This window comes from Chitinophaga sp. G7 BAM 1005, assembly GCF_057126945.1.
In genome coordinates, this window is the sequence record NZ_CP181478.1 from 1701621 (window position 1) to 1718110 (window position 16490).

The window sequence follows — 16490 nt, forward strand, 5'->3', positions numbered from 1 at the left end:
TTTTTTACTTTGAATGGTACCCGCACTGTTTTATTTTCCGATGGCAATTTTTACGATCCTCACATCTGCGCCGCAGCACAAATAGTCATAACCTACATACAGATCGCCAAATTGATCAAATACAATCCTGTTGGGTCTGCCGAGAATACAGTTATTGCCCGGATGTGCATCCTGCATAAAAGCTCTCTGGGATTTATATTCCGGGGGAATAGGATTTTGCATAGGGCCTCCTGCAATCACCGCAATCGTTTCTGATCTCAGGTCCATTTTATAAATAGTGGTGAACCCGAAAACAATATTTCCGTCAAAATCCGTATCATAAGTGGTAATTGTGTAGGGCAAGCTCACCTCTTTGAAGGTGCCGGTTTCGTAGTCACTACGCTGCCCCTCTGGTAATCCAACAATGGTGGAGGCTTCCCGGGTATCCAGGTTTACTTCTGCGATATTGGTGCCCCACCCCGCGCCGTTGCTAAGTATATAGAGTTTGCCGTTGCCGGCCATCACCATGCTGGCGGCGTTATAAAAACGCACCTCATCACCAAATCCATCACTATGTTCCATGATATTGGTGTATAATACAGGATGATAGGTGATACCATCTGCATCTTCAAAATCAAACACCTCCCTGCTAACTTTGCCCATTACCGTTTTTATAGATCCATCGGCTTTAAGCACCCGGAGCAATGTTCCCTGGTCCAGGAAATAGAGATCCCCGTTTTTATCAAAAGTGAGTCCGTTGGGTGAAGTGATCATCGCTGAATCTGCAGGGCCATCTTCCAACCCACGGTAGTTCATGATTTCATTGGAATAGTAAACATCTACGCTGCGTTTGTTGTTACCGGCAAGAGTAGATACTTTACCGGTAGCGGGGTCCAGGCTTTGGATCAGTGAGTAGTCGGCCGGTTTTTGGTCTGGTGTTGCAGGCGCCATTCTGAACTGGTTCCTGAAATATAATTTGCCATCGGGTCCTGGTTTCATATCAATAGTATTGACCCCGACCGGGCTATAGTCATCTGCGCCCAGTTTAAGTTTACTGCTGGTGGTCGCAAAATAGTCATTACCGCCGCCTGCAATGGTGGTCACCATCCCGTTTTTGATCATCCGGATGCGTAGGGAGTTATCACTCTGCTGAAAATCGACGAAGTAGAAGGTCTGGGTGTTGCGGTCATAGGTCAGCTGTTTCACTACGTTCACTACTGCCTGTTTGGAGGGACCGTCTTTCAGTTCAACAGGGAAAATGTATTCAAATGCTCCGTCGCTGTTTTTTATGCTATCGGAATAAGAGAAGAGGAAAGGTATTACGGTTACCTGGTTTGGAATAAGGATATTCGGCCGTTTTACCACAAATGGGAGAGCGGGCTTGGTGACCCCGTTCATGGAGAAGTAAATATTACCGGGACCAATACGGGCCGCTTTAGGAACGGTGATATTAAAGGTATCCATAGGTACCTGTATGTGTTCTCCGATAGATGTTAAAAGCGTACCGTTGCCTTTCCCGTGGGTAACTACCTGGGCCTCTGCATCTGAAACAAATATTTTGACGGCCGCTGAAGGATCACCGATTTTGGCATATACCGTAATCGTTTCATCGATCTGTGCTTCTGTAATATTAGTTCCGGCTTTTACTACTTTAATAATGCCGGACTCATTATTCTGAACATCCAGCTTTTCCCTGAATTTATTGCAGCAGCATAAAAAGAGCGGAAGGAGAAGGAGGTATACGGCTGATGATTTTGTTTGCATATGAGTAAATATCATGACAATCAGAGAATGATGTTTAACGCGAGTGAATAGTAAGGATGCTGGTAATACCTGCGGTATATAATATCTGCCTCTTCAAAAGGTGTTACCTGTCCCGGTTCTGGCGCAGCGCCTTTTAATTGATCATAGTGATAGTTGTGTTTCCAGTCCTGGTAAAGCATGACGGGGGCATTCAGGATATTCTGTACACCGGCGCTGATGCTCCATGTTTTATTGATGCGTTGTCGCCAGGTAAGGTCCAGCTGATTCCTGGCTTTCATCATAATGTCGGTATCCGCTCTTTTGCCCCGGTTGGCGCCCACCGCATAGATGTAGTCGGCGGCGCGGTTGTAGGTAGCGGAAATTTTTGTGCCGAGGCCGGGGTTTTCGTAGTTAAGGGCGGCATTGACCAGGTAAGGTGATTGCCCCTGCATGGGTCTGGATCTTGTACCTTCATAGCCTACATACTGTGGCATGGAAGGCACATCCACATTGCTTTTGAACCAGGACCCGTTCAGCACCACCGATAAATTGCGGAAGAGGTTGCCCGAAATAAAATCCAGGTTTTTTCTAAGTTCGGCCTCTATGCCATATACTCTTGCTTTGCCGGTATTCACGTACACAAACTGGTCGAAGCCTTCATTAAAGATCATCCTGAAACGTTCAATGGGCCGGTCAAGCTGTTTATAAAAGAAACCCACATTTATCAGTTCATTACTGCGGGCGCCGTGGGGATACCATTCCAGGCGTAATTCGGTATTGTGGATATTCACTGTTTTCAGATCCGGGTTACCGTTGTAGGTTTCCTGGTCCAGGTAGTTAATGTATTGCATGGGAGCAGCTTCTCTAAACTCGGGGCGGTTTAGTGTTTTACCATAACCGATGCGGATGATCAGGGAGCTGTCTGCCTTGAAGGAAGCATTAATAGAAGGCAGAACGCTGGTGAGTGGCTGGTCTACTATAAGCGGATAGGCAGCCAGGCCATTTTCGTATGAACCCAGGATACGGAAATGATTGTTTTCAATCCTTACACCGCCAAAGATATTAAGGCGGTCCTGTAACAGGTTGATGTCGGAACTGATATAACCTGCCTCCAGTGTATTATCTGCGTAGTATTGATTATTGGGGGTTGTTTTTTCCAGCCACCGGTACCCGGTTCCGTCTGCCCGGAACATGGAGGGATCAAAATAATGCTGCAGGTATTTCTCTTCAATGAAGTGGCTGTTGCCCATTACCTCTCCGTTGTCTCCATCATATTTGGAGCCCCGGATAGCCAGGTTGGGATCATAGAGGTTTACACCGTTTACGATAATAAAGATACGGTTATTGAAATCCCTCATTCTCGACTGGTAATAGCCACCGGCTTTAAACCCCCATACATCCGTGATCCGGTAGTTCAGGTCTGTGTTGCCCTGGTAGCTTTTTTCGGTAATGTCGTTGAAAGAGCGGGATAATGTATAAAAGGAGATGAGTTCCGTGCTGAGGGCCCAGGGGTTTTCTCCCGCATTGGATGTCTGCCTGTTTAAGGTATAGTCGCGGTTATCCGGCTCCTGCTTGTGGATGGTGGAATAGCCTGCATTTGCTTTCAGTTCATTTCTTTTGTTTTTTCCAAAATGGTATGTTCCTGCAAGCTGACCGGAGTACAGGGTGTTTTGCACATAATAAAGATTGGTATGGCGAAATTCCTGGCCCGGGTAGTCATCCAGTTTCCGGTAATCTTCTACGGCAATACGTTGATTATTGACATTGAAAAAATTATGAAGCGCCAGTGTCAGCCGGTCGTTCACCTGCATCTCATTATCCTGTATAACGGAAAGCCTGGCGGCATGAATACCCTGCGTAAGCTGTCCATCATAAAACTTGTATAACGAACGTTGTTCTGAAAGCCTTTGTTCGTGGGTGTTGGAATAAGAAACGGAACTGAGGTTTTTCAGGTATTTCCGTCCTGTTTTCCAGGCATCGTAATAATTGAGATTCAACCGAAGGTCCGGTAATGCCTTATAGGTTTTATCCAGTACATAAATGTTTTTGAACTGTTTTGAATACCCGGCATTTTCTGCCGGGGTAAGATGATTAAAATTTGCTGCTCTGGGTATGTCCGAAGGTAGTTTGCGCGTACCATCATCAAAACCCAGGAAGTCATATTTACCGCCTGCATAAGACCAGACATTATCAAATGTAGAACCGGAACGGTATTGGGTAGAAAGCTGAAGATCTACCTGCCGGGTCATCTGGCTCTTCTTGGTATATATTTTTACAAGCCCCCCGGAAAACTCACCGGGTAAATCGGGTGAGGGCGATTTGTACACCATCATACGATCAATGGCATTGCTGCTGATCACATCATAGGAAAATGAGCGGCTGTCGGCATCATTGGCAGGAGCAATTGCATCGTTGAGATAGGTAAGGTTATATCGCTTGCTTAACCCGCGAACGATAACAAAATTATCTTCCGAGATATTTACGCCCGGTACTCTTTTTACCACTTCCGCCGCATCACGGTCCAGCGTTCTTGCTATTTGTTCGCTGGAAATACCGGATACTACTGATTTGGCGTTGTATAATTCCCGGATCAGTTGCGCATCTGTGGTGTTGGCCACCCGTTTCCGTTTAATGGCTGTTACTACCACCGTATTGGCGGTGGTGGATTTCACCTGTAGCTTTACATCTACCGTATTATTTCCTGCTTCCACCCGGATCATCTGATGGGTGGTAGCATAGCCCGTATAGGTAATGGTAAGGGTGTATTTGCCGGCCTGGATACCATTGAGGTTATAATAGCCCTTGTCGTCGCTGATGGTGACTTTGCCGGTTCCTTCCAGTCGTACTGTTGCACCGGGCAGTGGCTGTGCATTTTCGAAATCAACAATTCTCCCTTTTAGTATTCCTTCTGTTGACGCAGGTTTTTTGGGAGAAGCAGCCGCTTTACGTACGGCAATATTTTTTCCGGCTACGGAAAATGCCAGGCCATCATGTTCTTCCAGGTATTGTAATGCTTTTCCGAGGCTTATTTTGGTAAAGTGTACATTGCGGACGGTGATGCTGTTTAATACGGCCCTGTCTATAGAAAAAGTATAGTCCGTTTGTTTCTGTAAGGATTCGAGTAACGCGGATGCGCTGACAGCGGCGGATGAGTATTCAACTTTAGTGGTAAGCCCCGGGAATTTTTCCTGTGCCTGCAAACTAAGAATGGTACAACACATCAGCAGGCTCAAACACCATCGCTTTATTTGTATAGGAAGGAATTTAAACGGCAAAGGAATTCCTTTTGCCTTATAGTGCATAAAAAGCATACATTAATTTATTTTAAGAATAGATGACAGCAGGCATGTTGTCCTGCTGTTGGTATTGGTTTAAGGCATATTGTAAACGGTAATGTCCTGGCCGCGCTGCTGCATATAGCAGTTGGAAATGAAGAGTATATTATTTAAGATTTCGCTACTGCTTTCTTTCCGGAAGATGGCGGTTATCTTTTTATCTGACAATGCTGATGGCGTTCCTTTTGCGTAATGTATAACCAGGTGGTAGCGTACAGCCACTCTTTGCAGGGCGTCGGTAAGCAGCAGGTCATTGAATACCAGTGAGCCTTTCATCCATTCTTCCGGATCGCTGATCCTGATCTGCTGCCGTTTAAACGTGCGGCTGTTTTTTTCGTAATCCATTACATCGCCGGGGTGAAGCTGTGCCACCACCTGATCAATGCTGTCTGCAGGCGCTACTGCCACCATCCCGCTTACCAGCGATACCCGTACTGCTGCCTCCTGCGGATAGGCTTCAATATTAAAGGTGGTACCTAGTACACGGGTAGCCAGTTTGCCGGTATACACTACAAATGGCCGGGTTGCGTTTTGCGCAACATTAAAAAATGCTTCTCCATCCAGTTTTATACTGCGTTCCTCTTTACCTGTAAACGGGGTATAGGATAATTTACTGCCCGGGGCCAGCCATACCTTACTATTGTCGGGTAATACGGCCAGTTCCGGGTTGTTATGGTGGTTATAAATGGTGGTCCAGGTGATGGGTACGGTGTGCTTCCTGTGCGTAGTCAACCAGTATGTGACGCCTGTTACGATGAACACTGATGCAGCTGCCACACGCAGCCAGTTTTTCTTCCAGCCCCGGGAAGCATGTTCAATAGGAATAATTCTCTTTCTGCCATACGTTTTCATCTCCAGCTGCAACAGCATCCGCCGGGTAATGTCTTCGCCGATGTTATCGGCAGGCACTTCTTCCCACGATTGCTCCATGAGGGAAATGAATTCCTGGTGATCCTGTCCTGCCAGGTAATTGAGCACCCGCTGTTCCTCCTGTGGTGTGCATGTTCCGTCAAAATATTTACTAAGCAATGCTTTATCTATCTTCATGAAGTGCATTTAAAACCTCCGCTAATAATAACACAGCACCGGCACAGCAAAACCCTACCGCGAAAATTGGACTTAACATTAGGATAACATTGGAGGAGAAGGTGTGTGAATTAATCATTATCTTTTACCGGAGCAGCAACAAAAGATAAATCTTTTCCAACTTTGTAGCTCCGGATAACGGGAAGCATCAGCAATATGGACACGCAATCACTTCACCTGGAGGAAAGGTTTAAGCGGATCTACCTGGAGAATAAGGACCGCCTATATCATTTTGTAAAGCGATATACTAAAGATCCCCTTATAGTAGAAGACCTTGTGCAGGAGTGTTTCATTAAGGTGTGGGATAACCTGCCTTCACTGAAAGACGATGCAATGATTTATCCCTTATTACGCACCTATGTTTACCGGATTGTAGTGAATCATAATCAGAAAGAAGCAAGACGTTTGTTACGGGATACCGCCTTTAATGAAAAGCAACCGCTTTCGGTATCTTTCGAAGAAGACTTTATATTTAAAGATGGATGGCGTAGCTTTCATGAAGTGATTAACACATTACCAGAGAAACGCCGTAAGATATTCCTCCTGAAACAGCAACATGGTTATACACACCAGGAAATTGCCGACCAGCTGAAGGTGAGTGTAAAAGCAATCGAGAAACATCTGAGCCTGGCTAACCAGGTACTGCGCGAGAAATTTGTGGCAGATAAGTTAGTGGTGGTATTAATATTGTTAAGTATGCAGGCGGAATTTATGTAGTGATGTAATTTACCCATCGAAGCATCCTACCACAGCTGTCACATCCATAATTTGTCAATATTCCTGTTTAAAATCCGGTAATGGATTAGTAATTTGCAAGCGGCGCCGCTTTTTAAAGCAGCCTTTTGTAGAAATTCATTTGTCTTTGGTATACCTTCCTGCGAAAATTCATATTCAAAGATTGTTCTATTTTTACTGACAAACTGCTAACGACATAGGATTGAGCAACACTAGTTTAGACACGAAACAGGATGAGCAGGAGGTGCTGAAACAGGTTGCACTGGGGGACGAGCGGGCATTTAACCGGATCGTCAGAAAATATTCCCAGGTAATCTATCCCTATCTCCTTTACTGGCTTAAATCGCCTCAACTTGCCGAGGAGGTGGCCCAGGATGTTTTTCTGCGCATCTGGAAAAACAGGCAAAAACTCCCTGACATCAGCAATTTTCCCGGCTATGTATATGTGATCACCCGGAACTGCGTCAACTCCCAGTTTGAGCGTGGGTTACCGGAAACGGAAGCCCCGGATATCATTCAAATCGATCAGACACTGACCAATCCTCAAACAGATCTGGAAACGAAGGAACTGGCAACCATCATGAACCGTGCCATTGAATCCCTGCCGCCGCGACGCAAAGAAGTATTCCTGTTAAGCCGCAACGAACAGCTAACATACGAGGAAATTGCCGCGCGATTAGGGATTTCGAGGAGTACGGTGAGGGAACATATGGTGGAAGCGTTGGTTTTTCTGCGAACCTATTTAAGGAGAAATGCCGGGGTCATTATTACCTTGTTATATGCGTTAATTAGCCAGTGGTGACGCGGCCATTAAATAATTGTCAATATTTTTTTATTGCGACCCGTCCTACCCCTGTTTAAACCGGGTCTTTATTACTGATTACAATGACTGAACAGCAACTGACATATTATTTTGAACGATACGCCCAGGGAAAGCTGAGCAAAGATGAGCGTGTTGTTTTTGCCGATTTGCTTAAAGATCCGGCCAATAAGGAAATGGTACAGCAGATTCTGGACAGGGATTGGCCATTATGGGAAAACAACCAACTGGACTTTTCTCAGGAAATTGCCCGGATCGAACAGGGAGTAGCTTCCAGGATCCACGCCGACACTGCTATTTCTGGAGTACGCCAGGTGCATCGTGTACGCTTCCTGGAGAAATGGGGCTGGGCCGCTGCAATATTGATCCTGCTGGGGGCCGGGGCTTACTTCTACACGACCTCAAAGAAAACCGGAACGGATTTCGTGAAAGGGAAAACAATATCAACTCCAGGAATTTTACCCGGGTCAAATAAGGCGCTGCTTACCTTATCAGACGGAACAACTATTACGCTCGACAGCGCCGCCAGCGGCGCTATTGCACAACAGGGGAGTTCTTCGATCGTCAAAACGGCCAATGATGAAATAATCTACGATGCCAGGGGCCTTTCCCAGGGTGAAGCGATGATGAATACCATGTCCACGCCGCGCGGCGGACAATATCGTCTCACGCTTCCTGATGGAACAATCGTGTGGCTGAATGCGGCAAGTTCTGTTACTTTCCCGGCTGCATTTACAGGAAACAACCGCAAAGTGAAAGTAACCGGTGAAGTGTATATGGAAGTTGCGAAAAACGCCAAAATGCCTTTCATAGTGGATGTTGACGGAAAAGCGATCGTTGAAGTGTTGGGAACCAGTTTCAACATTAACTCTTACACTGATGAAGGTGCGATTGCAACAACGCTTGTTGAGGGCAGGGTCAAAGTGTTGCCAGGTAATGCTGCGTCGTCTCATGGGGTGACGCTAGGTCCCGGTCAGCAGGCATTGCAGCAGCATAATATCACCAACATTACCGTCAATTCTGAGGCCAACCTGGAGCAGGTGCTGGCCTGGAAAAATGGTATTTTCAGTTTCACCGGCAAATCCTTCCCGTCTATTATGAAAGACGTTGAAAGATGGTACGATATCCAGGTTAGATATGAAGGAGCTATTCCAACAAGGAAATTGAAAGGAGAAATGGACAGGGGCGTTCAATTAACCGATTTGATTCGTTTTCTGCGGGGTTTCGGCCTGCATGTTGAACTGAAAGACAGGACATTGATCATAGGAGAAAAATAAATGTTGAACCGAAATCTGATTGGGGCCAAATCCCGTTATACTGTGATATGATATGTTCGTAAAATAATTTGCCAACAAACCAACCATATAATCTATTCCTGCGGCTATCAGTCCAGGCAATGAGGATATTGCGCAATTATCCTGATAATTCCCCTTTGATGGGGACACCATATACAACTCCTTACTCAAAGCAAAAAGCCAATGATGGGGAAACATCATTGGCCGAGTAGTTTAGGTAACATTCAAAAACAAAGTCTGCACAGACTGCTTATTCAGCACCTAAACCAGTTTCAAAGGTATGACAAAAACTGCTTTTTGTGGATGGCCTGCCCGTGGCGGTACCTATCCCTTCACCAAAATCGTGTTAGTTATGAAACTAACTTTCTTTTTTCTTACAGCCGCTTTTTTTAATGTGGCAGCCAACGGATTTTCTCAAAGTGTGACCTACTCAGGCAAAAATGTATCGCTCGAGACGGTTTTTTCTGCTGTAAAAAAACAGACCGGCTATTTGTTTCTATACCAGGAAACGGATTTGTCGGGAGCCAAGCCGGTTACTGTTCAGGCTACCAACGAACCACTTTTGCAGTTTCTTGAAAATGTGTTCAGAAACCAGCCTTTAAAATACCTGATTGGAAGCAAAACGATCAGTATATATCCCATCGTGCAGTTTGCCGGAAGTAATACCACGGCCGTATTTTCCGGCCAGCTTTCATTATTTCCCGTCAGCGGTATTATTCTTAACCGTGAGGGGGAACCGCTCCCCGGCGCCAATGTACTTATCAAAGGAACAAAAACCGGCACCGCAACGAAGGCCGATGGCTCCTTTACTATTAACGCGAATACAGGCGATGTGTTGGTGATAAGCAGGATCGGTTACGGAAGTATAGAGTTAAAATTAATCTCCGCCACAAATGCGGTGCTAGTCGCTTATCCCGACAGTAAAGCTAATGGGGGAGCGCTTAAAGCCGGTCAATCCATCTTTACCGGGTCGCCAGGTTTTAGTTTAATACTCCCTCCGTCCATTTCTAAACTTGACGAAGTTCAGATTATTGCTTACGGCACCACTACGCAACGTTTTAACACAGGTAGTGTTACCAGTATAAAAGCAGAAGAAATAGCGAGACAACCAGTAAGTAACGTCCTCGAAGCGTTACAAGGTAACGTTCCGGGCCTTTTCATCACGCGTTCCAGTGGTAACCCCGGCAGCCAGATGAATATTTCTATCCGGCAACAGCAATCCATTCAGCTGTCCACCGGCAACAAAAATATGCCACTATTCATTATCGATGGAGTGCCATTTGTGGAAACGCCATTTTCCAGCGCAGGGGCTTCAGGACCGATAGATCCTATGAACTCCATTAACCCGGCAGATATCGCTGATATATCCGTATTGAAAGACGCTGATGCTACTGCCATCTATGGCTCCCGGGGGGCGAATGGTGTTATCCTGATCACCACGAAAAGAGGTAAGGCTTCAGAGGCACATTTCGATTTCAATGTTTACACAGGCGCCGGTAAAGTAACCAACTATTTGCCGATGCTGAATCTTTCTGAATACCTGGCCATGCGTAGAACCGCTTTCGCTAATGATAATGTTACGCCCGATTTTTCCAATGCCCCGGACCTTACCGTTTGGGATACTACAAAATCCAGGAATTTCCTGAAAGATTATATCGGCAACACCGCAAATCAAACTGAGGTTACAGGTGCATTTTCAGGTGGAAATCAATATTTACGTTACCGCTTCTCCAATACCCTCAGGCATGAATCCACTGTATTTCCCGGCGACTGGGGATACAACCGCTATTCCTCTCACCTGAGTATAGACAATACCTCGCGTAATGGTAAATTCACGCTGGGGGCTTCTGTTATGTATACCAAGGAATCCAACAACCAGGTTGCTACCGATCTTACCCGTGTTGTGTATGTATTACCGCCCAACTATCCTGTACATAACCAGGATGGCAGTTTAAACTGGACAGGCGGATTCACCAATCCTGATTCCTACCTGTTGCAATCGGCCAGCTTCAAATCGGATAACCTGTTGGCGAATGCTAATTTAAAGTATAACATATTACCAGGATTAGATGCAAAGGTGAGTCTTGGATATAATAAAATAGCACAAATAAACGAAACACATCTTCCTAAATCCTCTCTTGACCCCAATGGCAGCTCAGGAGAATCGGCTGCTACATATACATCCGACTACATTGAAAGCTATATCGTAGAGCCACAACTGACTTACAACAGAACGCTGGGTGATGGCAGACTTAGCGTGCTGGCGGGAGGAACCTGGCAACAATCCAGCTTTGCCGAGCCATATTGGGTGAGAGCCACGGGCTTCTCCAACGATAAGCTGATGAGCTCCTGGACAGCAGCTTCCAATATTAGTTATAAAAGCAGCAGCTTTAAAGAATACAAATACGTTTCCGCATTTGGACGTATCAACTATATCCTGAAAGACCGTTATATTTTTAATCTCACCGGCCGTAGAGATGGCTCTTCCCGGTTCGGCCCTAACCGTCAATTCGGTAATTTTGGTTCGGTTGGTACAGGATGGGTATTCAGCAGTGAGCAGTGGGTTAAAACAACCCTTCCCTGGTTGAGCTACGGTAAACTCAGGGCCAGCTACGGAACAACCGGGAATGACCAGATCCCGGACTATGGATACCTGGCATCCTATGGCAATCTATTTTATCAATATGGTAGCACAGGAATTTATCCTTTGCGAAGCGCCAACCCTGATTACGGATGGGAATCCAATCGCAAATTGGATATTGGCCTGGAAACCGGATTCCTGGATGATCAGCTTTTCCTCTCTGCTTCCTGGTTTTCCAGCCGCACAGATAATCAGCTGGTGAATTCGCCATTATCCTCCCAGTCGGGATTTACTTCTTTTACCGGTAATATGCCGGCATTGCTGCAAAGCTCGGGATGGGAATTAGAATTGAAAACAAAGAATATCAGTCGTAAGAATTTTTCCTGGAATAGTTCCTTCAACATTACCATACCCCGTAATAAACTCATCTCCTTCCCCGGTTTAGAAACAACAAGCTATGCTTATGTATACATGGAGGGGCAGCCTATCAGTAACTATGGCGGGTATCATTATACCGGACTGGAAGATGGCATCGCTACTATTGCGGATCTCAACCATGACGGGAAATTTACAACAGGGTTGTTACAAACTGCCAATGGAGATTACCAGATTATAGGCGCCAGCATTCCCGATTTCTATGGTGGGTTCAGCAACGCTCTCAAACTCGGCAGGTTTCAGCTGGATATCCTGTTTCAATTCGTGAAGCAGATCAAATCCTCTGTTCGCTCATCAGTAGGTATGCAACCAGGTGGATTGTCCAATCAGGATGATCAGATTATTGCTGATGGCTTCAGGCCATCAACACTATCCGGCAGTGAGGCTACTTATGCGTATAAAAATTATTACCTGCTATCAGATGGTAATTATTCAGATGCCAGTTTTATAAGACTTAAAAACCTGAACCTGTCTTATGAGCTGCCATCTTCGTGGACAAAGTCAATCAGGTTAATTTCAGCCGGGGCATTTATCAGGGCGCAAAACCTGTTTACTATCACCAATTACCTGGGATTTGATCCTGAAACCGGCGGCGCTGTATTGCCACCGATAAGACAAATTGCAGCCGGTATTCATTGCTCACTTTAAACAATAGGGAAATGAAAAAACAACTCTTTTTATATACTTGTATGGTATTATTGGCAGAATGGATGATGAGTAGCTGTAAGAAATTGATTGAGATAGGCCCACCAAAAGACCAGTTAATGTCCAACAGCGTATTCATGGACTCAACTACGGCGGAAGCAGCCATCATAGGCTTATATGCGAGTGTGGCGAACCCGAATCCCGGCAATGACATGGGCACTTCCATCACCATGTTCAATAGTTTGTCGGCGGATGAAGCGTACGGATATTCTGTGAATTATTATGATGACTTTACAAACAACTCCTTAACCCCTATGATCTATTACATAGATGGTTTATGGAGTACGATTTATAAAAATGTTTACATCGCCAATTCTGTTATAACCGGGCTCGCCGGATCTCCCTTATCCGAAGCATACAAACAAAGAGCTACGGGCGAGGCCAGGTTCATACGGGCGCTTTGCTATTTCTATCTGGTAAATGAATATGGAGCCGTGCCAGTGGTAACGGCTACCGATGTACACATCACTACCAGCCAGGCCCGCGATAACGTGGATGCAGTTTATGATCAGATAGAAAAAGATCTTACAGATGCGCAAAAAGTACTACCCGCTACATTGGATATCTATGGCGGCAAGCGCATACGCGCTACTACCTGGGCTGCCGATGCATTATTGGCCAGGGTATACCTTTACAGGGGAAAATGGCAATTGGCCGAAAGTATGGCTACTGCCGTCATCAACAACCCGGGATTGTTTACTATGAATGACTCCCTCAACCAGGTATTCCTGGCCAACAACAAAGAAGGGATTCTTCAATTTGTAAATAGTATCACCAGTTCATGGATTGCCAACAACTTCGTTCCTTCTGCATTGAGTACAACTCCCAAGTTTGTACTTAAAGATGGCCTCTATAAAGATTTTGAACCTGGAGATCAGCGAAAGGCCACCTGGGTTGGTTATAAAAATTATGGTGGCATCGACTATCCATACCCTGCAAAGTACAGGTACATGGCAGGTGTTGGCGCAGTGGAATATAACCAGGTACTACGCTTGTCTGAGCAGTTTTTAATTCGTGCCGAAGCCCGTACGCAACAGTTCAATTATATACAGGCAGCAGCCGATATTAACATGGTTCGGTTAAGAGCGGGTTTGCCAGATACCAAAGCTACTGATAAAGCCACACTGATGGCTGCCATTGAACATGAACGCCGTATCGAATTTTTCTGCGAATGGGGATCTCGCTGGTTAGATCTGAAAAGATTGCCCGGCATCAATAATCCTTCTACCTTCAGGGCCGATGAAGTATTATCTCAGCTCAAAGGAAGTCAATGGCAGCCGACGGATGTGCTTTATCCCATTCCGCAACCGGCCATCAATTCCAATGTGCACCTGAGTCAAAACAAGGGATATTTTTAGAGCTAAACAGAAACCAAACATATTATGCGTTATCAGTTATTATTCAGGCAATGGCTGCCTGCTGCCCTACTCATGACCGGAACGGTTGTAGCAGAGGCACAGCCTGGCCACACAAACCCATTCACATTAAAAGGGCAGATAACTGCCCCGCAATACCCAGTCAAACTTTATCTTCAATATGAGCTGAACGATAAAGAGATGGCAACCGATTCTGTTTTGCTACAAAAGGATGGACATTTCGTGTTCAGGGGCAAGCTGAGCAGGCCAGTATTGGCCAGGGTATATATGAAACCACCGGACACCAGGTATGTTTCCCGGCGTTTCTATTTACAACCCGGGGAAGTTGGAATCAACGCAACCGGTTCCCTCGATTCAGCAACTGTAACAGGTAGTTCTGATACGAAGATCCTGGATGAATTTGTTGAACACGGAGATAAATATGCGGGTACTTTTACTTCCCTGAATACAAGAGCTTACTGCAACCGTGGCATGAAAGACTCTATGCGGGCTATTAATGCGGAACAGGAGCAGGTGAGGACGAAATTTAATGATGAAGTAGCCGGGATCATCAGGCGGCATCCCGGGGCTTATGCCTCCTGGGATATGGTTTATAGCTACCGCATAGCTTTAGATCCAGAAACGATTACACCTCTTTTCGGGGCGCTCAGTCCTGCATTTAAGAATTCGGAAGAAGGAAAAGCCCTGGCAAAGCAGATCGCCCATGTGAGGAAAATAATGGTTGGCTCACCCGCTCCGGACTTTACACAGGCAGATGTAACAGGAAAGGATGTGAAACTATCCTCCTTCCGGGGCAAATATGTACTGGTTGATTTCTGGGCCAGTTGGTGCGGTATCTGCCGGGCTGAAAACCCAAACGTACTGCGTGCCTACAACGCCTATAAAGATAAGGGCTTCACCGTGTTAGGTGTATCCCTGGATGATTCCCTGCACCGCCAGCAATGGATACAGGCCATCAGGGATGATAATATGCCCTGGCAGCAAGTGTCTGATCTGAAAGGAAGAAATAATGAAGCTGCCATTGAATACGGCATCAAAGGGATTCCTCAAAATGTACTCATAGATCCGGATGGCAGGATAATAGCCAAAAATAAGCGCAACAACGATCTGATGAACACGCTGATGGAAATCTTTGACCACGGATATAATATGCGCATGGATGGAGATATAAAAGGCCGGAACGATAGCGTAATTGTTTTTAAATATGATAAAAACAACGGGTACCAAAACGATACTGTATCCATTCATGATGGCAAATTTACCTGGCTCGCTGAAATGCAGGAGCCACAGCGGGTGAATGCCACCATCTTGCCGGAAGGCAAACAGCTTACCTTCTTCTCCGATATCGGTTACCTGCAATTATCAGTTAATATGGATTCGTTACCGGACTTCACATTAAAAGGCTCCAATATTCAGCTTGAAGCCAATCACTTCTTTGCTGCTGCAAGAGAGCTGAATCATGAGCAAAAGGAACTGCTGCAACAACTCACCAATGCCTCACAGGAGGAAAGGCCCAAAATAGGAGAACAACTGCTTTCCTTAGCCAGGAGCCGGTATACGGCGAATGTTAAAAAGTACGTTGAAGAGCATCCCTACAGCCTGTTTTCATTGCAACTGGTAAAGGATATGGCAGAAGATATCTCGGGACCAAAATACAACACCGTTTACCCGCTTTATACATCGCTTCCGGAAGTAATCCGTGGAACGCCCGCCGGCAAAAGAATAGGCGGGATGCTACCCATAATGAAAAGAAGCGCCGAAGGAGCAATGATTGCAGATGTATCTCAACCCGATACCAGCGGACAGGAAATATCTCTTTCCAGCTTTAAAGGAAAATATGTACTGATAGATTTCTGGGCCAGCTGGTGTGGGCCGTGCCGCGCAGAGAATCCCAATTTGCTGAAGGCATACAATATTTACAAATCCAAAGGGTTCACAATAGTGGGCATTTCCCTCGACAGCGATGCCGGCAAATGGAAAAAGGCCGTTAAAGATGATCAATTACCGTGGACACAGTTATCAGATCTGAAAGGCCGGGAAAATGCGATTGCACAGTATTACAACGTGCGTGGCATCCCCTGGAATATCCTGATTGATCGTGATGGCAGGATCGTCGCTAAAGATTTAAGAGGCTTTGCCTTGCAGAAGGAACTATCGGAGTTGATAAAATAATTTATAATCCCCAGAAATGCAGCCGCGAAATTCCCGGAAGGGAAGACGCGGCTGTTTTTTTGAGATATATGGAATTTCAGAATTTAATGGAATGAATGAGAATTCTAGAGATGCGGTTACCCGGATTGTTGCGCCAGGAGCATGATGATTTACAGGAATGGCATATTATGCTCCGGGAATTAAAAACCACCTGACATGTGTTCATTTTCCTATAACTTTACCCCCCAA

9 protein-coding genes are annotated in these 16490 nt (G+C 45.6%); 6 read left to right on the forward strand and 3 right to left on the reverse strand.

Annotated elements, in window-relative coordinates:
• Positions 1-30: 30 nt before the first annotated feature.
• From ACMXI2_RS06920 to ACMXI2_RS06930, 3 genes are all read right to left on the reverse strand, one after another.
• Entirely contained in the window at positions 31-1743 is a 1713-nt protein-coding gene (locus tag ACMXI2_RS06920; RefSeq protein ID WP_483780970.1) for an NHL repeat-containing protein, read from the reverse strand.
• Between the two features lie 20 nt (positions 1744-1763).
• Positions 1764-5024: a TonB-dependent receptor gene (locus ACMXI2_RS06925; RefSeq protein ID WP_483780971.1), complete on the reverse strand. Its 3261-nt coding sequence runs from the start codon at positions 5022-5024 to the stop codon at positions 1764-1766.
• A gap of 69 nt (positions 5025-5093) precedes the next feature.
• Positions 5094-6104, reverse strand: coding sequence for a FecR family protein (locus ACMXI2_RS06930; protein ID WP_483780972.1), 1011 nt, complete (start codon positions 6102-6104; stop codon positions 5094-5096).
• A gap of 195 nt (positions 6105-6299) precedes the next feature.
• Between ACMXI2_RS06930 and ACMXI2_RS06935 the strand changes: the two genes are divergently transcribed.
• From ACMXI2_RS06935 to ACMXI2_RS06960, 6 genes are all read left to right on the forward strand, one after another.
• Positions 6300-6860 (forward strand): RNA polymerase sigma factor, encoded by a 561-nt coding sequence (locus ACMXI2_RS06935; RefSeq protein ID WP_483780973.1) that lies wholly within the window; start codon positions 6300-6302, stop codon positions 6858-6860.
• 220 nt (positions 6861-7080) lie between these two features.
• The gene (locus tag ACMXI2_RS06940) at positions 7081-7680 is read left to right on the forward strand and encodes an RNA polymerase sigma factor (protein WP_483780974.1); all 600 of its coding nucleotides are present in this window, start codon (positions 7081-7083) and stop codon (positions 7678-7680) included.
• Positions 7681-7763: 83 nt separating this feature from the next.
• The gene (locus tag ACMXI2_RS06945) at positions 7764-8975 is read left to right on the forward strand and encodes a FecR family protein (RefSeq protein WP_483780975.1); all 1212 of its coding nucleotides are present in this window, start codon (positions 7764-7766) and stop codon (positions 8973-8975) included.
• A gap of 370 nt (positions 8976-9345) precedes the next feature.
• Positions 9346-12657 carry a SusC/RagA family TonB-linked outer membrane protein gene (locus ACMXI2_RS06950; RefSeq protein ID WP_483780976.1) on the forward strand — a complete coding sequence of 1104 codons (3312 nt, stop codon included), beginning with the start codon at positions 9346-9348 and terminating at the stop codon, positions 12655-12657.
• Positions 12658-12668: 11 nt separating this feature from the next.
• Positions 12669-14072 (forward strand): RagB/SusD family nutrient uptake outer membrane protein, encoded by a 1404-nt coding sequence (locus tag ACMXI2_RS06955; protein ID WP_483780977.1) that lies wholly within the window; start codon positions 12669-12671, stop codon positions 14070-14072.
• 24 nt (positions 14073-14096) lie between these two features.
• Positions 14097-16262 carry a redoxin domain-containing protein gene (locus tag ACMXI2_RS06960; RefSeq protein ID WP_483780978.1) on the forward strand — a complete coding sequence of 722 codons (2166 nt, stop codon included), beginning with the start codon at positions 14097-14099 and terminating at the stop codon, positions 16260-16262.
• Positions 16263-16490: the final 228 nt, after the last annotated feature.

Excerpts from the sequence above, each read along its gene's own strand:
- ACMXI2_RS06920 (WP_483780970.1), bottom strand. The coding sequence starts at position 1,743 with ATGCAAACAAAATCATCAGCCGTATACCTCCTTCTCCTTCCGCTCTTT.
- ACMXI2_RS06925 (WP_483780971.1), bottom strand. The coding sequence starts at position 5,024 with ATGCACTATAAGGCAAAAGGAATTCCTTTGCCGTTTAAATTCCTTCCT.
- ACMXI2_RS06930 (WP_483780972.1), bottom strand. The coding sequence starts at position 6,104 with ATGAAGATAGATAAAGCATTGCTTAGTAAATATTTTGACGGAACATGC.
- ACMXI2_RS06935 (WP_483780973.1), top strand. The coding sequence starts at position 6,300 with ATGGACACGCAATCACTTCACCTGGAGGAAAGGTTTAAGCGGATCTAC.
- ACMXI2_RS06945 (WP_483780975.1), top strand. The coding sequence starts at position 7,764 with ATGACTGAACAGCAACTGACATATTATTTTGAACGATACGCCCAGGGA.
- ACMXI2_RS06950 (WP_483780976.1), top strand. The coding sequence starts at position 9,346 with ATGAAACTAACTTTCTTTTTTCTTACAGCCGCTTTTTTTAATGTGGCA.
- ACMXI2_RS06955 (WP_483780977.1), top strand. The coding sequence starts at position 12,669 with ATGAAAAAACAACTCTTTTTATATACTTGTATGGTATTATTGGCAGAA.
- ACMXI2_RS06960 (WP_483780978.1), top strand. The coding sequence starts at position 14,097 with ATGCGTTATCAGTTATTATTCAGGCAATGGCTGCCTGCTGCCCTACTC.